The sequence below is a fragment of the Lacipirellula parvula genome (genome assembly GCF_009177095.1).
Taxonomy (GTDB): Bacteria; Planctomycetota; Planctomycetia; order Pirellulales; family Lacipirellulaceae; genus Lacipirellula; species Lacipirellula parvula.
The window spans coordinates 6,757,713-6,779,369 of sequence record NZ_AP021861.1 but is presented as its reverse complement, the minus strand read 5'-3'; the positions used below and the strand labels follow the sequence as shown (position 1 = coordinate 6,779,369).

Here is a 21,657-nt window from a genome sequence, read left to right as displayed (position 1 = left end):
GGGGTTCGGGTGTCGGGGTTCAGGAATTCAGATACAAGTCGTCGTCACTCACTGCGAGTCGCAGCATCAACCGCGAGCCGCTGGCCTTGTGCCAGCGGTCTTCGTCAGAAGCGCCACCGGCAAAGCCGCAAACAGTTCCCGCGCCGCCAGCGTCAATGTATCGCCGTTTGGCGCCGCTTCCACTGTTTGTCCGGAAAGCTCGCAGCGCCACGCAGCGCCAATCTCGGCGGGTAGCACCACCGCGGCGTCGCCCCACTCGGCTTTCCAGCCGGTCGCAGCTTTTTTGTTTTGCTTGCCGTGCGCGAGCGACTGGAAATGTCGCGGCACGACGGTGATTGCCCAGTCGTCGCCGTCGCGGCGAGCGAACGCGAACAAGTGGTCGGCCAATCCGCCGGTGGTTTCGAGTGCGATGTACTCGCCGTGCGTGAACAGCGCTTGATGGCGGCGCCGGGCCGCGAGCGATTGTTTTGTAACCAATAACTTCACGCGTGGATCAGGCCACGCGGCGGCGAGCTCCGTGGCAACGCCAGACAGATCGCCTTCCACACGCCGACCGAGTTCCTTAAGAGCAGCGGTCCGCGTCGCGTAGTCGACCGGCCGGCGGTTGTCGGGATCAACCAAACTAAAATCCCACAGTTCGGTCCCCTGATAAAAATCGGGGGCGCCGGGGAGCGTCGCCTTCAGCACCACTTGCGATAGCGAATTGACGAACCCGGCGTCGGCAATCTCCGCGACGAACTGCGCCAGGTCGGTTTGAAACGCCGCCGCCTCGGGGCCGAGGATCTTCCGCACGAAGTCGAACACGAGCGTCTCGTAATCTTCCGACGGATTCATCCACGAGGTGTGGAGCTTCGCCTCGCGAAGCGCCTTTTCCATGTACTGCACGATCCGCTGGCAGTAGGTCTCGCGGGCGGCGTCATTCATTGGCGTCACTGGCCAGGTGCCGACGAGCGTCTGATAAATAAGGTATTCCTCGTTCGCGTCGGGGATCGGCTCGCCATCCCAGTTTTCAAGGAAGCGGCGATTCATCTGCCGCCAGAGGAGGACCGCCTCTTTCCAGCGAACGGGGATTTCCGACAGGACGTGGAGCCGCGCGCGGACGTCTTCGCTTCGCTTCGTATCGTGCGTCGACGAGGCCGACATGCCGTGCGGCCACGTGGCGCCGCGGTGATGCATCAGGCGATGGAACTCTTCGACCGCGATGCCGGTCGCGTCGAGTTCGCCGCCGACTTCGTTGAGCGAGGCAAGCGGATAGAATCGGTAGAACGCCGTATCTTCGACCCCCTTCGCCGCGATCGGGCCGCTGACTTGTTGCAGCTTTAGCGCGAAGTGCCGCCACGCCTCGCGGTCTTCTTGGCTAAGGTTCGTCGGAAACTGCAACAGCAGCACCGACGCGATGAAGTCGAACAGCGATCGCGACATGCTGGGGTTGCGGCGTTTCGCCCAGCGAATGGCGAGGCCGATGCGGCGGTGATCTTCTTCGCTTGCCTCCCAACCGCGGGGCGGGACGTAGGTGCGATAGACGGCGAGGCAGGCGATGACCTCCTGCAGCGCTCGCAGCAGCGTCGGCAGCGTGAAGTCGCGCGACGCCCGTTGTCGCTGGGCGATGCGGTAGAGCCGCGCGGCGAGCATTTGCATCTCGCTGAGCATCGCGACGCTGGCGGCTTCCTTCTTGCTCTCGTAGAAAATCTCGGCCGCCGTTTCTTCGACGCCGGAGAGTTCTTCGTACGCGGCGTGAATCGCCTTTACCCCCGTAGCGTCGACAAGCAGTTGGCTCACCAGGTTGATGAACTCGTAGCCGGTGGCGCCTTGCACGGCCCAGTCGGTCGGCAATTGCTCGCTGCCGGAAAGAATCTTCTCGGCGACGATGTAGAGTTGGCCCGTTGCGTCGCGCGTCGCTTCAGGCTGCGAGCGGCGATAGAGCGTCTGCAGGTTCTCGAAGTATTGGGCCGGATCGAGCAGACCGTCGGGGTGGTCGATCCGTAGGCCGGTGGCTAGGCCGCGCTCCAGCAGCGTGCCGACGAGGCGGTGAACCATCTCGAACACTTGGCTGTCTTCGACGCGGATCGCGGCGAGCTCGTTGATGTCAAAGAAGCGGCGGTAGTTGATCTCGTCCGAGGCGACCCGCCAGTAGGCGAGCCGGTAGCACTGGGCCCGCAGCAATTCTTCGAGGCGATCGAAACTACTCGGCTGGCCGACGACGCCATTCATTTCTTCGATCGCCGCCGTGAGGGCCTCGGCGACGCGCGGCCGCTTCGTCACGAGATGGGCGAGCCGGCGGCGGGCAATCCGCTGTTCGCGGTAGCGATTGCGCAGGGCTTGGGCGGAGCAATCCTCCGAAGCGGGCAAGTGTCGTAGTTGGGCGATGATGCTTTCGAGTTCGGTCAGTTCGATGCGGGCTTGGCGACGTTCGGGCCCAGCTGTGACGCCGTTGTGAGCCGCTTCGGCAAGTCGCGCGGCGACTAACTCCAGCACCGCCGGCCAAGTCCGCGGGGCTAACGGAAAGCGGCGATCAAAATATTCGATCTGCAGTCGGCGTTCGAAATAGACGACCTTCAGTTCGCCCTGTTCAAGCGTGGCGCCGAAGGATTGCCCCAACACTGGTTGCAGCACGCGATGCTTGAGCGTTTGCGGAATCGCGTCCCAGTCGATGTCGAAGAACTTGGCCCAGCGGGCGCCTTCGCCATTCTCGAGCACGTCGAGCCAGTAGCGATTGCCCGAGTCGTTGATTCCCATGTGATTGGGAACCACGTCGAGGACGATGCCCATCCCAGCTGCGCGGGTTTCTTCGGCCATGCGCACGAGTTCCACTTCGCCGCCGAACGCCGGCTCGATCGCGCCATGGTCGACGACGTCGTAACCATGCGTGCTGCCGTCGCGAGCGCGGAACAGCGGACTGAGGTAGAGGTCGCTGACGCCGAGCTGCTGCAAGTAGGGAATCAACTCACGAATCTGCTCGAAGCCAAATGACTCCGACAGCTGCAGGCGATAGGTCGCCAGCGGAATTCGATTGACCCGCGATGCGTGATTGATAGGGGACGCCTCGGTTGTGGCTGGCATCTTGCTAAGCTGGACCGACATCAACGTTATAACGTTCCTGGCGTGTGAAGGCCGTTGCGGGAGGCGAAGGCGGCAAAGTAACGTGGATGAAAGTGGCGTGGGTAAATGGTGAGCGGTCGAATCGTTCGCCGTGTGGAATGCGACCAGTCGTTAGGCGGGAGCGATTGGTATGTGAGTTGCGAATTCGTTTCGGTCCTGCCGAAGTCCCGCCTAGCGAGCAAAGGATGTGCCAAATGTCGACGATCACCGCCACGCCGCGTAAACTCCCCGCTGGAGCTGAAACTACCAAGCGGGGCGTCCACTTCCGCCTCTGGGCGCCACGCCATCAAAAGGTCGAGCTGGTTCTCTTCGAACCAGATGGCCAGACCGTTCGTCGGGTTTCGTTGATGGAACCCGAAACGGATGGTTATTACACCTTATTCGATGCTGAGGCTCGCGCGGGCGACCTATACGGCTACCGCATCGACGGGCATCAGCGGGCATTTCCAGATCCCGCGTCACGCTATCAACCGCTAGGCGTGCATAGCCCTTCGCAAGTGGTCGATGCGCGAGAATACAAGTGGAACGACGCCGCTTGGCCCGGCGTGAAGTTGCCGGGGCAGGTGATGTACGAACTTCATGTCGGCACGTTCACGCCGGAGGGAACTTGGGCCGCGGCGATTGAAAAGCTGCCGCACTTGAAAGATGTCGGCGTCACGCTGATCGAGGTGATGCCAATCAACGACTTTCACGGCGACTACGGTTGGGGATACGACGGCGTCGCGTGGTTCGCGCCGACGCGGCTGTACGGGTCGCCCGACGACTGCCGCCGGTTTGTCGACGAGGCCCATCGACTGGGGATCGGCGTGATTCTCGACGTCGTTTACAACCATTTCGGCGCCAACGGCAACTACACGGGGATTTTCTCGACTTCGTATTTCTCCAAGCGCCATCCGACCGAGTGGGGCGACGCGATTAACTACGATGGCGAACAAGCGCAGCCGGTGCGCGACTTCGTTACCTCGAACGCTGCCTACTGGATCGATGAGTTTCACTTCGACGGTTTGCGGATCGACGCGACGCAGGCGATATACGACGACTCGTCGCGGCATCTACTCGCTGATATCTCGGTCGCGGCGCGGAAGGCGGCGGGCAAGCGGTCGATTTTGCTAATTGCCGAGAACGAACTGCAGCAAGTGAATCACGTTGAACCCACCGATGCCGGCGGTTACGGGCTCGACGGATTGTGGAACGACGACTTCCATCACACGTGCCGCGTCGCGGCGACGGGGCATGCCGAGTTTTACTACGCCGACTACGCCGGTTCGCCGCAGGAGATTCTCTCCGCGATTCGTCACGGCTATCTCTACCAGGGACAGTTCAACCCAAGGCAAAAGAAGCGGCGCGGCTCGCCGACGCGGAACTGCGAGGCGGCGCAGATGGTGCACTTTCTGCAGAACCACGATCAGGTGGCGAACTCGGGCCGCGCGCTGCGGCTCAACAGCCTTACCTCGGCGGGGCGCTACCGCGCGCTCACCGCGGTACTGCTACTCGCGCCGCCGACGCCGCTGCTGTTCATGGGGCAGGAGTTTGGCGCCACAACGCCGTTCAGCTACTTCGCCGACCACGACGTCGACCTGAAGCAGATTGTCCGTGACGGGCGCTGGGGCTACATCCGCAACTTCCCGCGGACGGCCAAGTGGGGCGATCATGGCGAACTCGCCGACCCTTCGTCGCGCGAGACGTTCGAGCAATCGAAACTCGATTGGGACGAATGCCGCCGGCACGAGGGCATGCTGCGGCTCCACCGCGACTTGCTGCAGTTGCGGCGGGAAGATCCGATCTTCTCGCAGCAAGATTGGAAGATGCTCGACGGCGCCATCGTTGGGCCGGAGGCGTTTATCTTGCGGTGGTTCGCTCCCGATGAAAACGACCGGCTGCTCTGCGTGAATCTTGGCCGTGATATGGACTGGCGGCCGGTGCCGGAGCCGCTGGCCGCGCCGCCGCGCGGGCAAGATTGGCGGCTCCTCTGGTCGAGCGAGCAGTTTGATTACGCCGGGGCGGGGACGGCCGACTTCAACGCGCGGGATTGGATCATCTCCGGGCACACGGCGATTGTGCTGGAGGCCGTGCCGTTTGTTGAGTGACGCCGGTGCGCTTCGTTTTGCGGAGCGACGGCATCGAGAAAATGTTTCCGAGGCAGTCGTCGCAAACTCTCGATCTCTCAAAACTGCGCGTCATCTCGCTGCGCTGGGGTAATCACCCCAATCGCAGCGACAGTTGCTCGATACAAGTTGCCAGCAGTTCTCTACACTGCGCGCTAAGCGATCACTGAGCAGTGCGAATGGATTGCCTTAGCTCGCGTGAAATCGGCAGCCGACGCCAGCGTCGTAGGCCGTACGCGCGGCGCCGGCTACCTAATTCACTGCGAAAACGGGGCAGCGCTCTCGCAGTGAAGTACGAGACACGAGCGATTGCCTCCACAAGAAACCTGCGGGTGCGGGTTATGGCAAATTTGATTCCGCAATCAATCAGAGATGTTTACGAATAGGTCGGAAAACGACGAATTTCTTAACCCGATGAGTTTGTGACATTAGCGTTTATCCCCCAAATAGGCGACTAGCATTGACGGCAAGAAAACGGAAAGTTGACCTCGTGGTTCACGATCGCTGCTCTCCCTCGACGGAGAAGCGACGCTAGCGGTGGAGTCGAGAGTCCCTTTTCAGTTGTTCCTTTTCCTTCACGCGGCACGGCGGCGTCGCGATCACTTGAGAGTCGTTGTTCATGCCTTCGTTGCAGCCTCATGGCGCGAAGCTCGCCAACCTTCGGCGTGCGCTCGGATTAACGCAGCTCGAACTCGCCGTGCGATCGGGCGTTTCTGAGCGCACCATTCGCAACGCCGAGCGGGGCAACCCGCTGAAGCGGAGTTTTTTGGAATTCATCGCCGGCGGGCTGGGAGTGCCGGTTACCGAGATCATCATTCCCTGCGCCGAAGTTGATCTGCACCTGCGCTGGAAGCGGCACGTCGAACGGCTGACCGCCGGGCTGAAGCGGGTCGCTGAACAACACGACTCGTCTGATCTGTACGATCTGGCCCATCGCGACATCACGATGCAGATCGAAACGCATCTCCCTAACTTCTCGGCGGGGGCGATCCTTCGCGGCGAATACCGCGGGATCGAGGGGGTTCAGCAGTTCGTCGAGAATGGCTACCGCTTCTGGGAGGTCTGCGGCGATGGCGACTACTACGTTGAAGCGCCGACCGGCGGCGGCGACGTCGTCGTTATGCGGGGCGGGCAACAGGTGCGACTCGATGATGGTCGGCAGCAATGGATGCAGTTTTTGTACGTCTTCCAGTTCGAGCAGGAGCGGCTGCTGCGAATGGACGAGTACTTGGCGCCGGGGCATGGCCGACCGGCCGCGACGCCGCTGATTCTTAGCTCGGATCAGGCGCAGGAGTGCGGATTCGAAAGAGTTGCGGGAGGGATCTCCGATCCCGAACAGATGTCGCGCAGTCACTGCTGAGCCTGGCAGCGGCCGCCATCGGCGTCGGAGACGCCTCTCGCAACTTGTTGCACCCCGTTACGACAATGCACATGGTTCCTTGCGCTAGTTCACGCCGCTGGGCGTTCACGCTCGTTGAGTTGTTGGTTGTAATCGCCATCATCGGCCTGCTCGTCGCGCTGTTGTTGCCGGCGGTGCAGTCGGCGCGCGAGGCGGCGCGGCGTTCGAGCTGTCAGAACAATTTCAAGCAAATGGGGCTAGGACTGCTGAATCATGAAGCGGCGCTCGGCCATCTGCCGGCTGGCGCGCGGATGACCCTTGGCGCCAGCGGGCCGCAGATTTTAGCGAACGCCAACGTCGCGACGCTCCCGTATTTGGAGCAGGGTGCGGTGACCTTGCGTTGGAATCAATCGCTCGACTACTGGAAACAACTGCCGGAGATTTTGGCGACGCCGATTCCGCTTTTCACGTGCCCCAGCAACGGCGTGCAGACGGTCGCGAACCAGATTTACGAACAGCTCGGCATTCCCGCCGGCGTGCGGCTGGCGACGACCGATTACGCCTACTCGCGCGGCGCGACCGATGCGTGGTGTCTAGCGAACGAGTTTCCCGACAGCGAGCGCGGCGTGTTCCACATCGTGGCCGCGGGCTACGCCGAGCCGACGAAGCTGTGCCAGATTGGCGACGGGACGAGTCGCACGATCGCGATGGGCGAAGCGGCCGGCGGCGAGACGTGGCCGGTGTGCGTGAGGCCTGGGTGTAACGAAGCGGTGGAGCCGCCAGGCGTCGAACCGCCGCGGGTCGACGTGCCGTGGATGATCGGCAACCTCGGCAACAACGAGATTGCGGCAGGCGGCTACCCTTACGCCGGCATCTACGCGGCGACAGTCGAGTCGCTCGGCAAGCGGCCGGTGACGAGCACGCTCGTCGACGAGGCGGCAATCACCGATTGCCGCAGCACGACCAACGGCGGCACGCACGCGACGAGCAACTTCCGCAGCGACCATGCCGGCGGCGGGTTCTTTTTGAACTGCGACGGCAGCGTGCGGTTTCTGGAGGCGGCGGCGGAACTGGCTGTTTATCGAGCGCTGTCGACGATTGCGGGGGATGAGGCGGGTGACTGGCCGTGATCGGCCGGAGCCTTTGCGGCGAATCGCAGATAAACAGAACCCTGAGGTCCCCTCCCCTCGAGAGGGAGGGTTAGGGAGGGGTGATTGAAGCGAGTACCCGGGTTCCACCCCCTCCCCATCCCTCCCCTCAAGGGGGAGGGGGCTACAGCGTTCAGATTGGGTGACATCACGCGCGATGATGATTGCGGCGGGGCGTCGCCAACCGGAGTGGTGAGCGACCCCCGGGCGGAGCCCGGGGCTAGAGGGAGCGTTACAAACGCTCAGTCATCCTGCCAATGAATGGGTCGCCCGTGAATGGCGACAGTCATTAGCCGGAGAGGCGGGACGTCGGTTCGAGTTGGTCGTCTGCTCAATTGCCTGACCGCGAGGTCGGTTGTCGGGCGGCGAGTTCTCGCCGGCCGATCGAGCATGTCCGTAAACGAGGTCCAACGCCCCCCGGCTGATGACTGTCGGCCGCATCGCGGCTACCCGCAGGAGCACGGAGTTACTTTACCAATCAATCCCCTTTGCGTCTCGGCAGAAAACCGGCAAGTTGGTCGTGTTATAGTTTGTGCAATGCGGAGGCCTTGCCACGCCGTGCGGCGAATCAATCTGACAACGCCGCGTTGCATCTTGCCGCATCGGCGCGTTGCCACGATCATCTGACTTCACCCCTGTGGCGTGCAACCATTGTTAGGGTTTTTTAATCAATGTTCGGCTACGAAACTTGGCTCGACTTCCTGTGGTATCGCCCAGTGGATCCGACGCGAAACTGGTCGGTTTCCGATCAGCCGCTGCCGGCAATTCGCTTGGAGCCATTTAGTATTGGCGCCTTTCGGTTGGGCGATTCGATCGCCAACGCCGAATTTCTCGGCCGACCTGAACGCTGCCGTCGCTTTCGGACCGCCGACAACGCCATGCTGCTCTACGGCCGCCGCGGGATGATGATCGAGTTCGACGAAGGGAAATTTGCGGAGGTGATGTTTCACATCGGCGACGGCACGTACTCGGCGCCGTTGCCCGGCGCGAAGTTTTGCCGGCCGCGCATTGAAGGCCGCGGCGAGTTGACCGATGCCACGACGATCGACGAGTTCATCCGCATCGTTGGCGAGCCGCAGCGGATCGATCGCGACGAGGACGACGGCGAAGTCATTCTCTACTACACCAGCGCTGACGTTTGCATGGAGGCGGAGTTCAATCCACAGGGGACGCTGGGCGCCTGGACGGTGATGGTTCACGACGAGTTGTGCGGCGGTTGACCGCTCTCATTCGCAGCTGCTGGGCGTCGATTTTCTCGCCATCGCGCAACCGGCTCTCGTTCTACGTCCTAAAACGGTTAAATCCGGCCTTCTGCACACTGCCGCATGCCCCAGGAATCGCCCCCGCTGTGGCGACAATTTCGGGGGGTAACTACAGTGACGAGAGAGCCAGCTGCCATGGCGGCGGGCTCGAAGGAACAACATAAGAGAGGCGGCGGCAACCAACGACAGGGGCATTGATGAGTTTCTCTTGTATGCGCGCAACGGCGGTTGGTCTGGTCATTATCTCCACTTGTCTGACGGCGCCGTTCGCGGCGGCCGCTTCGTACAACGAGAGCGTTCAAGGCGAGCTCTCGAGCGTTGCGGCGTCGCCCACGCCGTTCGTGCTTGAGGCTGGCGCCAACGCCCTCATCGGCAGCGCGGGCACCGATCACAGCGTCGGGACCGTCGACTACGATCTCTTGGCACTGACGATTCCCGCCGGTCTGCAACTCGATTCAATCACGATTGTTTCGTACTCGAATCAGAGTGCGTTCGGCGCCTCGTTCTTCGCGTTGCAGCCAGGCTCGCCGTGGCTCGATGGGTTCGGCTTCGATATTCTCGGCTTCTCGTTGATGGGCTGGGCTCACGTTCATTCAAGTGATGCCGGGAGCGATCTGCTTTCTATGATTCACGAGAATGCGAACCCGCCGGAGTTCACCGTCCCGGTGGCGAGCGGCGTCTACACGATGCTGATGGAAGACATCGATACGCCATTCAACTACTCGCTGCTGTTCAACGTATCGGCGGTGCCGGAGCCTTCGAGCTTGGCGATTGCCGGTGCGGCGTGCATGGGGCTCGCGGCGTTTCGTCGCCGGCGTGCGGTTTAGCTCGCATTGCCGTTCGCTTTCGCACTTCTAGCCCCGGGCTCCGCCCGGGGCTAGGAGAACGGCGCCACTCACGCTTGCTGCTTGATCCACCGCTGCATCGCGGCGGCGGAGTCGTCGCGAAAGCGTTGTTGCAGTCGTCGCACCATGGGCCGGCCGAGCTTCGCGAGCGGATGTCGCGGGCGCGAGAAGGCGAGGATGCTGTAGCTCGTCTCGCCGCTGGCTGGATCACGCTCCAGGAGAAACAGCTCTTCGCCCATCTCGACGTGCCCCGGCAACGTGCCGTATGCGAAGCCGAAACGATTGGCTTCGTCGATGACGTAAACGATCCGCGCTGCGTTCGTCCACCACGTGCCCATACTCCGGGCGACGACGGCCACCGTTTCGTCATGGCGGATCGGCGTCGTGCGCGGCCACGCCTCGCACCAGCCGAGTTGGAACTGCTGCCACGCCTGGAGACCTTGCTTTGCTGCGGTGAAAGCGGCTTCGCCGCGGCCGAGTGCGATGCTCATGCGATCAACGGCATAGCCGGCGGGGATCGCCGCTTCGTCGGCAGTGGCGCCGACGCCTTCGTAAGTGAAGGGGAGGGCGTGCTGCTCGGCGATGAACTGTCGCAGCGCAGCGTCGGTTGGCTTATGGAGAGCGATCGTGCTCACGTTATTCATCTCCGCTGCTCAGCCGCCGCACTCCGGCAGGCTGGTTGCTATATAGGTGATATGAGTGAGTATGGTATCGTAAAATCGTTCGCGTCTGCTTCTCTGATTTCGGTTCCTCTTAGGATGACAGATTATGTCTTGCGTCGTTGGCAGCGTCTGTCGGCGATGCGGCCATAAAGGCCAGGAATCTCTCGACCAGTTCGCTTCGCTATTCGCATGCGACGCCTGCGGCGTTGTGCAGGTCGTTCGCTCCCGGAATCGACGATTTGAAATCTCGCCATGCAATGGGTGCGGGAAGGCGTTCCAACGCGCGGACCTCGTACCGTGCGGCGGAGAAGTGCGCACTAAGTGCCCCGCATGCGGCTCTCGGAGCGTTGAGTGGCGCGAGACGATGGAACTCATGCCGTACCCAGCTACCGAGCCGACGCCAAGCGTCGGAGAGGTGGTGCACGGAACGATTATCAATACAGGCTATCTACAGCGGCTGGAAATCGTGCATTCCACTTACCGCGGCAGAGTCTCTTCTGAGCAAAGACGCTACCCGAATGGGACGTACGTCGAAGCTGAAGTTCTTTCGGTTGGTGCGCGCAGTCTCGACGTTAAGTTGCTCGATGAAACATTCGATTCATTCGGAGAACTTGGCGGCGAAACTGCAGCAGTGTCGCAGTAGAGTGGCGACCGCCGCCGCCGCTCACTCCACCCGCAGCCGCACTTTGCCTGGGCCGACCCATTCGTCGCTCGACGAATCGAACCCATCGTAGCGCACTTTGTGCAGGCCGAACCAGCCGCGTTCGATGCGGGCCGGGTACCACTTCTCGTCCTTGTCCCACATCACTTCGACCTGATCCCCCTCGGCGAACTGGGCCGGGTAGTAGGGGCGGACGCGGTCGGGGCCGACCCACTCGTCGGTGTCGGACGAGAAGCCGTTGTAGTGGACCTGCACCTGGTCGCCGTCGACGGCGATCGTCTTCGCGCGGAACCACTTGCCCTTCCACTCGACTTCGACGCGCTCGCCGACGCGCGGCGTTTTTTCTTCTTCAACTTCTGCCAGGGCGGCCGCCCGCGGAAACTCTTCGCTGGCGTAGAACATCGACTTCTGCCCCTCGATGAACGCCAGTTCCAGCTCGCCGTAGCGGGCGATCTCGCGGAGTTCGACGTAACCGTTGCCGTTGAGATCGACGGCGCCTTCGCCACGCCATCCCGAAAGGAGCGAGTCGGTGAAGGTCCAGTTGCCGGTCGAGGTGTTGTGCGCGTATGACGACGTGATCACGCCGTAGGTGACGTCGGAGTCGGGGGCGCGAACCTTCGCTTCGTCGTAGAGGGCGCCCGAGTGGCAGCAGTCGGCGAGCAACAGCGCGCGGTCGCCGCTGAAGTGGTTCTCGACGGCGTCGAAGATCTCCGGCACGCCCCAGCCGCTTTCGTTTTCGTCGCCGGCGTCGTAGCAGGCGAACCAGGTTTCGTTGCTATCCTCGTCGCGATAGCCGTGGCCAGCGAAATAGATGACGACCATCTCGCCTTCGTCGGTCTCGTCGAGGAGCTGCTTCAGTTCCTTCTTGATGCGGGCTTTGGTCGCTTCGCTGTCTTGCAGGTAGACGAGCCGCTCTTCAGGGACGCCCGCCTTGCGGAAGAACTGGGCGAGCTGTTCGTCGCGGCGATTGGGCATGCACGCAGGAAAGGAACCGTAGAGATCGCTGCGTTCCCACTCGAGGATGCCGACGATGAAGACCGAGGTCGTCGCGGGATCCCAATCGAGCTCGCCGTTGTCGGCGTCGGCCGACGCGCGACCACCCTTGACGCTAATCGAGAGTCCGCACAACACCGCCAACAACCACGCACTGAGACGCATCGCCCGCACTCCCATCGTCGGCCGACCGTTACGACCGCACCCCGCGGCCGCCGTCGGCGCTCGTTAAGTGCAAGTGTAGCACTCGGAATTGGGGGCGTTGGTAGGGTTTTTATGCTGGTAGTGCGGGGTTTGACGGGTTGGCGATGAGTTTAGCCCCGGGCTCTGCCCGGGGGTTGGATAGTAGTACGCGCGACTAGGCCTATCGGTATGGTTACCGACCCCCGGGCGGAGCCCGGGGCTAGCCGAGATTGGCGAGCGCTTCGCGGAGTTGGATCGCGGCGGCTTCGCCCATGCCGAGGGGGCGTTCGCTGCCGACGAAGAAGACGTCGGCCTTCGCCGTGGCGCCGACGCCGGCGGGGACGAAGTGGACGTAGGCGATGTTACGGACGCTGATTACGAGCTCCGAGCCGTTGTCCAAAATGATCCGCACAGTCTCTTGCCCCATCGCGACAGTCTCCGGTGATTCGATGAATTGACTTGATCGCGTTAGTATACCGTCTTGCTGGATTAATTGAATTGAGAGATACCATCATGATCTCTTGGCACACGGCCTCCGGCGAGGGGAGTCAATTCGACATGTGGGCGCCGCAAACGAAGATTCGCAACCATTTCTTGTTCGCAGTCGCTATCTGCAGCGCGCTCGTTGGGTGCGGCGCCAGCGATGATGCGATCCGAGATCTCCAGAGTTGCGAGCAGCAACTGGGCGAGCTGATTGCAGTTGCGGACAAGATCGAGTTCGTCGACGATCGACTAATCATCACTCGCCTGGTTGTCGATGAGCAAGAGCGCGCGGAGATTAAGGGGAAGTCACTGCTGTTTTCGAAATCTCAGTTTGTCAAAGTTAATGTAGGGATGCTGCTTTCCATACCCGCGATTCCTACTGGATTCGCCGTGAGCGTCTATGTTAGAAAAAGGGATACTTTCGTCGTTGACGTCGATTCAAGCGGAGCGTTTAGCGAACCTCGTACAGAAGCGGCGACTAGCTTGGAACTAGCTCCGCCCTGATATTTCGAAGGTTCGCGCAGTGCGCAAAAACGCCGGCCCGCCAGAATCCAACCCGACGAGCCGGCGATCTCGCCCCTATCGACTTGCGAGCGTTCGCTCGCTGCGCGTCAGCTTTCGGCCGGCGCGAGTTTGTTGAGCTTCTTGCTGATCGTCGTCAGCTTCTTGTCGCACTTTTCTTCGTCGTCGAGATTGGCGCCGAGCGCTTTCTTAGCCGTCTTGTAACCGAGCACGTCGGCCCACGTGCAGAGCGTGCCGTAGGTCGAGATTTCGTAATGTTCGACCTTTTGCGCAAGGCCGATGAGGACGGCGTCCATCACTTCGGGCTCGGCCTCTTCTTCCATCATCGACTTGGCTTCTTCGAGGAGGCCGGCCATCGCTTCGCACTTCTTCGCCTTCGGAACTTTGCCGGTATCGGCGAACGCCTGCTCGCAGCGTGTGACGTGCTTTTCAGTTTCGGCGAGGTGGGCTGTGAAGGCGGCGGCGAGTGATTTGTTGGCGGCCTGCTTGACCATCTTTGGCAGCGCACGAACCAGTTGCTTCTCGGCGTGATAGACGTCGCAGAGCTCGTCGTAGAAGGCGTCTTCGAGCGAATCGAGGGACATTTTCGCAACTCCTGAATGAGACGTGACGGTGATGATGTTGGCGTCTGTGGGGAGTAATGCGAACTGTGTGCCAAGGGGAGGCGGGAGGGTTTGGGGTTCGGGGTTCGGGGTTCAGGAGGGAGAGGGCAGGAGTAGCGTGTGCTCGTTCCCACGCTCCGCGTGGGAACGCCATGTTCGACGCTCTGCGTCGTGTTCTAGCCCCGGGCTCCGCCCGGGGGTGACGTTGCGTGACGCGCGGGCATGCGTATTGGAATGGAAACCGACCCCCGGGCGGAGCCCGGGGCTAGGGGTGGTTCGGCGAGAGCGATGCGAGAAGACCGCGGCGATGAACGCCGCGGCTCGCTGGGAGGAGGGGCGTTGTGTGGCGTTGAATTCTGTCGTTTCGAATTGTGTCGCATTTCGCGTTTTTGGCGACACAATTCGTAAGTGATTGCATGGCGAGGAGTTCGGGATGCAATTGACGCGACAGATGGGGCGATGGCGGCGACAAATGGGCGACACCGCAGCGTGCGAGGTCAGTGGCAGGGGAAGGGCGACGCCCTGGCGAGCGCCATCGGTTCGCGGCCGGGCGCTAGCGAGAGGTTGCGTTGTCAAAGAACCGCCGGAGCGCAGCTATGCCTCGGCGATCCATGCAACCTAGCAGAGTCGGCGGGCGATGGCAGCTACCGATTTTCGGCCACCCTTAGGTGCGTAAGGTTTCGGGGTGCCGAGTCGTATGTGATTGTATAAACGCAACGTTGCTATTGGCTATGTTTTGGGTTGACTTAGGGTGTGTCGTTACCAAAACTGATGACAACATTGTCTGTAACTAATGTCCAAAGTAGGTGGGCTTGTTGTGCCAGTTGAACTGAATCACGAACTTGACTCTGAGCTGGTTATCGGCCTAGTAGGGGCTGTAGGTACTGAGATGGACAAGGTGGCGACGCTTTTAGAAGAGCGTCTTAAGCTCGCTGGCTACAACGTTAGCGGCATTCGGATCTCTACGGATGTCATTCCACTTCTCAGTCCTGATTTGCCTTCGCACGAAAGCAGTTACCAGAGAATTGGCTGTCTTATGACGGCTGGGAATAAAGCGAGAGAGAATGCGAAGGATAATTCGGTACTGGCATTAGGGGTGGCGTCGGTTATCTATGCGCATCGTGAGAAGAACGAAAATGGGCAGTCAGTGCCTCGTCCAAAAACTGCCTACATAGTGAGATCGCTAAAGCGGCCCGAAGAGGTCGACATGCTTCGAATGATGTATCCTTCCGGTTTTATTCTTGTTGGTGTGCATGCTGAGGAGGATCGGAGGCTCAAGCATTTGCGAGTCAACCTCGGGATGAGCGAAGAGGAGGCGAGGGAGTTGGTTCGCCGAGATGGGGAGGAGCTTAGGGTTCCTCATGGACAGAGGGTGAACCGCACTTTTTACTTGGCCGATTTCTTTCTGCGTATTACTGATAACAGCGAGCGATTGCGTGCGGATGTTCAGCGGATGGTAGAGATATGGTTTGGCAATCCGTTCCTAACGCCAGTTTTCGATGAGTATGCGATGTTTTTGGCATTTGCAGCAGCTTTGAGATCCGCGGATTTGTCGCGTCAGGTTGGAGCAGTTGTTACGCGAGATCGTGAGGTGCTATCAGCCGGAGCAAACGAATGTCCGAAGTCAGGCGGAGGTCTCTACTGGCCAATGAGAGACAGTCAGAGCGTATCTGTGGAGGATTGTGCCAAAGGCAGAGATTACATGCGAGGGGCCGATTCAAATAAGATAGAACAGACTCGGATAATCGATGAAATTACACAGCAGGGTAGGCAGTGTGGAATCGACGAAGCTAAGCTCCGCGAAGTACTTCAGAAGAGCCGGATCGGCGATCTGACAGAGTACGGTCGCGTTGTGCATGCGGAAATGGAAGCGCTTGCGGCTTGTGCGCGTAACCAATGGTCAACGGTAGGTGCAACCCTCTACTGCACAACGTTTCCCTGCCACAACTGCGCGAAACATATCATTGCCGCAGGGATTAGGAGGGTTGTTTACATCGAGCCCTACCCTAAGAGTAAGGCATTGGAGTTTCATGACGATTCGATATCGCTGACTACGTCCGCGCCTGCGCCAGGCGATCGGAGAGTCCAGTTCGAGCCATTTGAAGGCATTGGGCCTCGTCGGTTCTTTGACCTGTTCTCCTGCCATCTCGGCTCGAGCTATCAAATCAAGCGGAAAGACGAAAAAACAGGCGAAAGAATGCAGTGGAGTATCCAAAACGCCCGACTTCGAATACAAATGAAGCCATGTTCGTATCTGGACCTTGAGCTGCAAGCCTGCAAGCTTTTTCAGGAGTGCCTAAACTCAAACGTGGTGAAAAAATGAGCGACCAGTGCATTCGAGAAGAACTTGCTAAAGCAAGCGCGATCGTCGGTGCTTGGCCTGAATGGAAGCAGAACGTGCTGGTCAACAGTACGAAATCTACAAATTCTTCCAGCCGCATGCCGGTCATTGGAAATGATAGTCGGGAGAAGGCTGAAGCAGCGTCGAAGCCTGCTATATCAGATTAGATGGTTCGGATTTCCGAGTGTTGTTCAATCTGAACAGCCCGTTGTTTGAGCGATTGCTTCTCTTGTTTGATTCATCGCTCTCGCGACAATTGTTGTCGCTAGAATCGCCAGCGAGTGGTGTTGCCTCGGTTTGACCATTGGCGTTCGATCTTGTTGCTGGCCCCGTAGGCCGTATTCAACGTCAGGGCTTAATGCGACTAATGGTCGCTGACCCCACGGGTGTGTCTTCTCGCCGCTTCACGTTTTGTTCCCGTGGCGACCTCGTTCTTGCGGCTCACCGTGGTGTTTGCAGTGATGCCGTTTGAGGATCTGCGGATGTTTGCGCCGGGCGCGTGAGTTTGGTTGGACTGACGCAGCGGGATGCAACCCCTTCAGGGTTGCGGGGGCAATGGGCGGACGTTGACCCAGAGTAGATTGCGATGCAATCAACCCTGGGCTGGATGATGGAACGCCGTTGGCGTTCGAGCGGGTGAGCTGTCGGCGTTCGGAGGAGCGGGTCGGCTGCGCTCGTTAGCGCTTGGGCCGGGCGGCGATGTGTTCCGTGGCGCCGCGAGCGATTAGTCGTCGAAGCTGTGCCAGAGGTTATCCAGCATTCGCCAGAAGTTGTAACGGTAAGCGACGACTCCGCCTACCGCGGCGAGGCCGAGGGCTGAGTTCCAATAGAAGAGAACGACGATCGCCATCGCGCTGATTGCAAACAACCAAACTTTCATGGCTACATCTTAGCAGCTGGAGAAGCTTGAGGGCAGCGCGTGTTGCAATCGGTTGGGCTGGCGTCGATAATCGCAGGCTGAGCGCGTTCGCGCGGCTTTTCTGAATTCTTTTCGGCTCGGCGGTTCCGCTTCAGGCGTTGGCCGCTGCGTTGGCGGCTAACTCACAGGTGCTTGATGACTCAGCGGATGATTGCGCATGTCGTGTTGGCGTGCGTTGCGGCGGTCGTTTTGATGCAGACGAATCGGGCGGCAGGTCAGGAGGCGAAGGCCCACACGACGGCGTCGCCGCTCAGTGCGGAGATCGTGCGCTCGCCTTATGTTTGGAAGACGCTCTCCGGCACGGACGCGGCGCCGGTGATCGAGGCGGCGATGCCGGGGGCTTACTTGCGGGCGACGGTTGGCAAGACTACGACGATTGGCTTGGTCGTCGACGGGAGCGGCAACGCGGGGTGTCCGGCCGATTCGATGCCGGTGATCGAGTACTCCGTTGACGAGCAGCCGTTCAAGATTGTGCCGCTCACGAAGCATGATGCACGCTACGTGTTGCCGTTGGCGGAGGGGCTCGATGCGAGTCGGCCGCATCGCGTCGAGGTCGTGTTTCGCGCGGCCGATCTCACTGCTCAGCGATGGACGTCGCCGAAGACGCGGCTGCGGATCGCGGGGTTGGAGCTTGATCGCGGCGGCGAATTGCTGCCGACGGCGGCGCGGCCGAAGCGGGCGATTGGGTTTGGCGATTCGATTACCGAGGGAGTCGGCGTCGACGGGCTGTTCACTTCGTGGCAATCGCTGGGAGTGAATAGTGCGCGGACCGCGTGGTTTCCGCTCGTGGCGACGGCGCTCGATTGCGAGTATGGGCAGCTCGGTTCGGGCGGGCAGGGGATGGTGCGCGGGTTGGAGTTGCCGCCGCTGCCGGAGACGTGGAGTCGGTTCGATAGCGAGGCGAGTCGGCTGACGGGGGGACGGCTCGATCCGCAGCCCGACTATGTTTTCTGCGCGATGGGGACGAACGATTTCGAGAAGAACATTGCCGAGACGTATGCCGCGTGGTTGCGCGACGTGCGTGCGGCGTGTCCGACGTCGCAGATTTTTTGCGTGATCCCGCCGTTGGGCGTGCATGATCAGGAGATTCGCGATGCGGTCGCCGAGCGGCGCGCGGCGGGCGACGAGCGGGTGCATGTGGTCGAGACGGCGGCGCTGGCGCCGTTGTTCCGGGCGGGGCAGGGGGCCACGCAGTTGGCGGCCGACGGCGTGCATCCGACGCTCGAAGGGCAGGGGCGGTTGGCGGCGCTCATTGCGGTGGCCGTGGCGAAGGCGGATGGGGAGCAGTAAGCGGGGCGCTCGATCTGCAACCCTTTCAGGGTTGTGGGTGGGAGGGCGTGCGAATACCCAGGGTAGATTGCGTTGCAATCAACCCTGGGCTGGATGATGGAACGCCGTTGGCGTTCGTGTGGCGTGGACGGTAACGTTGGCAACGTTGGCGGCGTTGGGGCCCATGCCGCGAAGGTGGGTGCGAAGACCGCATCCTACGGGGGCCTTGCTGTCGCGCGTGGCGTGAAGTGAGGGGCGTAGGCGCCTCGTTTTCTCCTGCGCGGCGTGTGATAATGGGCCTCGCTGTTCGGCGCCTTGATGTCACTTCACCCCGACGGATCCCCTGCCGCCATGCTTCGCACGATTCAGCTTTCGGCGCATTTGTTCGTGGCGCTTTCCCTGTCGTCTCCATTTGCTCTCGCTGCGGAGCCGGTGAAATCGGCGCTTATTGATGGCTCGGCCGAGGGGTTCCGCACGCTCGGCGAGGATGACTTCACGAACGTCAATTGCGATGACGACACGTGGACGTGGAAGGATGGCGTCGCTCATTGTACGGGCAAGCCGGTGGGCGTCATTCGGTCGAAGCAGAAGTTTACGAACTTCGAGCTCGTCGCCGAGTGGAAGCATCTGCAGGACGGCGGCAACTCGGGGATGTTCGTCTGGACGAGCGATGAGGCGCTGAAAGACTTGCCGGCGGGGATGTTGCCGCCGGGCGGGATCGAGGTGCAGGTGCTCGATCTCGGCTACGCGGTGAACTACGAAAAGCAGAACGGCAATAAGGCCGACTGGTTCACCTGCCACGGCGACGTGTTTCCGGTGGGCAAGGCAAAATTAAAACCGTTTCCGCCGCTCTCTGCGGATGGGAGTCGCAGCTTTCCGAAGAAGGAGCTGAGTCGCGGCGTCGGCGAGTGGAATCATTACTATGTGCGGGCGATCAATGGCGAGATTCGCCTGTGGGTGAATGGCGAGGAAGTGTCGGGCGGCAGCGACGCTGATCCGCGGACGGGTTACTTGTGCCTTGAATCGGAAGGGGCGCCGGTGGAGTTCAAGAACATTCGAATTCGGGAGTTGCCGTAAGCGATGGTGAAGCGAGCAGAGAGCAGATCGTGGTTGGCAGTGCATTCGTTGGCGACGGCGTTGATGCTGTCGCTTGCGCTTATGCCAGCGAGTGCCGCGGTTGCGGAAGAGACCGCGGCAAAGGCGCCGGAAATGACTTGGCACAACGTGGCGACGGCGAACGTCGGCGGGCAGGCGTGGAGCGACGTGAAGGCGCCGTTCGACCGGCTGCCGGCGCGAGCCGAGAAGATTGTGCGGCCCGAAGTGTGGACGCTCTCGCGCGATTCTTCGGGGTTGAGCGTTGACTTCGAGACTAACGCGGCGAAGTTCACCGTGCGGTGGAAACTGAATACGCCGGAACTGTCGTTCGCCCACATGACGGGGACGGGGGTAAGCGGCGTCGACGTTTACGTGCAGGATGACGCGGGGTGGCATTACCTGGAGACGGGGAAGCCGGCGGCTTATCCGGACAACCAAGTCGATGTTGCGGCGCCGCGGGGTCGCGACGGCGAAGCGGTTCACTATCGGCTCTACTTGCCGCTGTACAACGGCGTGAGCAGTGTCGAGGTCGGCGTGCCGGCGGGAGCTAAGCTGAAGTTCATCGATCCGCCGCAAGCTGAAAAGCCGGTGGTGATTTATGGGACGTCGATCACGCAGGGGTGCAGTGCGTCGCGGCCGGGGATGGCGTACCCAGCGATTCTCGGGCGGCGGCTCGGTCGCGAGGTGGTGAACCTCGGCTTCTCGGGCAACGGCAAGACCGAGCCGGAGGTGGCGACGCTGCTCGCGGAGCTCGATCCGGCGGTGCTGGTAATCGATTCGCTGCCGAACTTGTCGCCGGAGCTGCTTGCCGAGCGGATGCCGGGGTTCATCGAGATCTTTCGCAAGAGTCATCCCGAGACGCCGATCTTGCTCGTGCAGAACCCGATCTATCCGACGATTCCGCTGAAGGCGTCGCCGTACGAGAAGGTGATGCGATCAAGCGAGTTGTTGGCGGGGATTTATGCCGATCGCGTCGCGGCGGGGGACAAGCAGATTGGGCTCGTGGCGGCGAGCGATTGGTCGGTCGACGGCGGCGACGCGACGGTCGACGGGGTGCATCCGACGGATGTGGGATTTGTGATGCTGGCGGATAAGTTGGAGCCGCAGTTGCGCGAGGCGTTAAAAAGTAAACTATGAGGTCCCCTCCCCTTGAGGGGGAGGGTTAGGGAGGGGTGATAGAAGCTGGTACCAGGCGCCTACCCCCTCCCCAGCCCTCCCCTCAAGGGGGAGGGAGCCACAAGTTTTTAATGGTGGCCCGGGGCTAGGGCTACGGGGTCAACAAAACTTACGAGGGAGGTTCTCGATGTTGCGTTCATTGATTGCGTTGTCGTTGCTGATCGTTGCCGCGCCGCTGCAGGCTGAGGAGGAGTTCGTTGAACTCTTCAACGGCAAAGATCTCACTGGCTGGAAAGGCGATGAAAAGGTCTGGTCGGTCGAGGGCGGACTGCTCACCGGGAAATCGCCGGCGGAGGAAAAGGATAAGCTCAAGGCGAATACGTTCGCCATTTGGGAGGGCGGTGACGTGGGTGACTTCGAAGTGATCGCCGAGTTTCGCCTCGAAGGGAATAACAACTCGGGCGTGCAGTATCGCGCTCAGCCGAAGCCAAACGGCGGGCCGTACGGGGTGATCGGCTATCAGGCCGACATTCACGCCGATCCGCACTACACCGGCATGCTCTACGACGAGGGTGGCCGCGGCATCGCCGCCGAGCGCGGGCAGAAGGTGACGCTGCTGCCGGGCGAGAAGAAGGATGTGCAGCCGCTCGACCCGAAGCAAGGCGAGCTGAAGCCGATCGATCTTACTGAGTGGACGACGATCGAAGTGAAGGCGGTCGGCAATCGGTTGATCCACAAGATCAACGGCGAAGTGACGGCTGACATCACCGACGATGATCCCAAGAACGCCGAAGCGAAGGGCTTGCTGGCGCTGCAGGTGCACGCGGGGCCGGATATGAAGGTGCAGTACCGGTCGGTGAAGCTGAAGGATCTCAGCAAGGAAGCGGAGAAGAAGTAATAGTCTTTGGCCCTGGAAGGGCCGAGTGATGTAGCCAGGGGCGCGAGCCCCTGGTTGCGAACAATGGGACTCCATCCTAAGCCCCGTGAGGGGCGACATTGCTCATCGCGAGGTG

The 21,657-nt window shown here is 61.1% G+C and carries 19 protein-coding genes; 13 read left to right on the top strand and 6 right to left on the bottom strand.

Annotated elements, in window-relative coordinates; genetic code table 11:
• Positions 1-66: 66 nt before the first annotated feature.
• The gene (treY, locus tag PLANPX_RS26530) at positions 67-3,081 is read right to left on the bottom strand and encodes a malto-oligosyltrehalose synthase (protein WP_152101635.1); all 3,015 of its coding nucleotides are present in this window, start codon (positions 3,079-3,081) and stop codon (positions 67-69) included.
• Positions 3,082-3,293: 212 nt separating this feature from the next.
• Between treY and treZ the strand changes: the two genes are divergently transcribed.
• The 5 genes from treZ (at position 3,294) to PLANPX_RS26505 (ending at position 9,780) form a co-directional block, all read left to right on the top strand.
• A complete protein-coding gene (treZ, locus tag PLANPX_RS26525) occupies positions 3,294-5,186 on the top strand; it encodes a malto-oligosyltrehalose trehalohydrolase (RefSeq protein ID WP_152101634.1) in 1,893 nt (630 codons plus the stop codon).
• A gap of 637 nt (positions 5,187-5,823) precedes the next feature.
• Positions 5,824-6,564 (top strand): helix-turn-helix domain-containing protein, encoded by a 741-nt coding sequence (locus PLANPX_RS26520; protein WP_152101633.1) that lies wholly within the window; start codon positions 5,824-5,826, stop codon positions 6,562-6,564.
• 71 nt (positions 6,565-6,635) lie between these two features.
• Positions 6,636-7,673 carry a DUF1559 domain-containing protein gene (locus PLANPX_RS26515; RefSeq protein ID WP_172992350.1) on the top strand — a complete coding sequence of 346 codons (1,038 nt, stop codon included), beginning with the start codon at positions 6,636-6,638 and terminating at the stop codon, positions 7,671-7,673.
• A gap of 689 nt (positions 7,674-8,362) precedes the next feature.
• Positions 8,363-8,911: a hypothetical protein gene (locus PLANPX_RS26510; RefSeq protein WP_152101631.1), complete on the top strand. Its 549-nt coding sequence runs from the start codon at positions 8,363-8,365 to the stop codon at positions 8,909-8,911.
• A 239-nt stretch (positions 8,912-9,150) separates the two neighbouring features.
• Entirely contained in the window at positions 9,151-9,780 is a 630-nt protein-coding gene (locus tag PLANPX_RS26505) for a PEP-CTERM sorting domain-containing protein (protein WP_152101630.1), read from the top strand.
• Between the two features lie 68 nt (positions 9,781-9,848).
• Here the strand turns inward: PLANPX_RS26505 and PLANPX_RS26500 are convergent, their stop codons facing one another.
• Positions 9,849-10,433, bottom strand: a complete 585-nt coding sequence (locus PLANPX_RS26500) for a DUF1990 family protein (protein ID WP_232536255.1) — start codon at positions 10,431-10,433, stop codon at positions 9,849-9,851.
• Between the two features lie 391 nt (positions 10,434-10,824).
• On the opposite strand from PLANPX_RS26500, the gene PLANPX_RS26495 reads away from it, so the two are divergent.
• A complete protein-coding gene (locus PLANPX_RS26495) occupies positions 10,825-11,103 on the top strand; it encodes a hypothetical protein (protein WP_152101628.1) in 279 nt (92 codons plus the stop codon).
• Between the two features lie 21 nt (positions 11,104-11,124).
• On the opposite strand, the gene PLANPX_RS26490 is transcribed toward PLANPX_RS26495, so the two are convergent.
• Together PLANPX_RS26490 and PLANPX_RS26485 are read right to left on the bottom strand one after the other, a co-directional pair.
• Positions 11,125-12,279 (bottom strand): agenet domain-containing protein, encoded by a 1,155-nt coding sequence (locus PLANPX_RS26490; protein WP_172992349.1) that lies wholly within the window; start codon positions 12,277-12,279, stop codon positions 11,125-11,127.
• Positions 12,280-12,517: 238 nt separating this feature from the next.
• On the bottom strand, positions 12,518-12,724 hold the full coding sequence (locus tag PLANPX_RS26485; RefSeq protein ID WP_152101626.1) for a hypothetical protein: 207 nt from the start codon (positions 12,722-12,724) through the stop codon (positions 12,518-12,520).
• A gap of 86 nt (positions 12,725-12,810) precedes the next feature.
• On the opposite strand from PLANPX_RS26485, the gene PLANPX_RS26480 reads away from it, so the two are divergent.
• Positions 12,811-13,284: a hypothetical protein gene (locus PLANPX_RS26480; protein WP_152101625.1), complete on the top strand. Its 474-nt coding sequence runs from the start codon at positions 12,811-12,813 to the stop codon at positions 13,282-13,284.
• Between the two features lie 107 nt (positions 13,285-13,391).
• Here PLANPX_RS26480 and PLANPX_RS26475 read toward each other — a convergent pair whose 3' ends face one another.
• A complete protein-coding gene (locus PLANPX_RS26475) occupies positions 13,392-13,886 on the bottom strand; it encodes a ferritin-like domain-containing protein (RefSeq protein ID WP_152101624.1) in 495 nt (164 codons plus the stop codon).
• A gap of 811 nt (positions 13,887-14,697) precedes the next feature.
• On the opposite strand from PLANPX_RS26475, the gene PLANPX_RS26470 reads away from it, so the two are divergent.
• Both PLANPX_RS26470 and PLANPX_RS26465 read left to right on the top strand, forming a co-directional pair.
• Positions 14,698-16,227, top strand: coding sequence for an anti-phage dCTP deaminase (locus PLANPX_RS26470; protein ID WP_152101623.1), 1,530 nt, complete (start codon positions 14,698-14,700; stop codon positions 16,225-16,227).
• Positions 16,197-16,412 carry a hypothetical protein gene (locus PLANPX_RS26465; RefSeq protein WP_152101622.1) on the top strand — a complete coding sequence of 72 codons (216 nt, stop codon included), beginning with the start codon at positions 16,197-16,199 and terminating at the stop codon, positions 16,410-16,412. Before PLANPX_RS26470 ends, PLANPX_RS26465 begins: the two co-directional genes overlap by 31 nt.
• 557 nt (positions 16,413-16,969) lie before the next feature.
• On the opposite strand, the gene PLANPX_RS27610 is transcribed toward PLANPX_RS26465, so the two are convergent.
• On the bottom strand, positions 16,970-17,125 hold the full coding sequence (locus tag PLANPX_RS27610; RefSeq protein WP_172992348.1) for a hypothetical protein: 156 nt from the start codon (positions 17,123-17,125) through the stop codon (positions 16,970-16,972).
• 186 nt (positions 17,126-17,311) lie between these two features.
• Between PLANPX_RS27610 and PLANPX_RS26460 the strand changes: the two genes are divergently transcribed.
• From PLANPX_RS26460 to PLANPX_RS26445, 4 genes are all read left to right on the top strand, one after another.
• Positions 17,312-18,454, top strand: coding sequence for a GDSL-type esterase/lipase family protein (locus tag PLANPX_RS26460; RefSeq protein WP_172992347.1), 1,143 nt, complete (start codon positions 17,312-17,314; stop codon positions 18,452-18,454).
• Positions 18,455-18,784: 330 nt separating this feature from the next.
• Positions 18,785-19,510, top strand: coding sequence for a 3-keto-disaccharide hydrolase (locus tag PLANPX_RS26455; protein ID WP_172992346.1), 726 nt, complete (start codon positions 18,785-18,787; stop codon positions 19,508-19,510).
• A gap of 81 nt (positions 19,511-19,591) precedes the next feature.
• Positions 19,592-20,665 (top strand): SGNH/GDSL hydrolase family protein, encoded by a 1,074-nt coding sequence (locus tag PLANPX_RS26450; RefSeq protein ID WP_172992345.1) that lies wholly within the window; start codon positions 19,592-19,594, stop codon positions 20,663-20,665.
• A gap of 166 nt (positions 20,666-20,831) precedes the next feature.
• Entirely contained in the window at positions 20,832-21,542 is a 711-nt protein-coding gene (locus PLANPX_RS26445; protein WP_152101618.1) for a 3-keto-disaccharide hydrolase, read from the top strand.
• Positions 21,543-21,657: the final 115 nt, after the last annotated feature.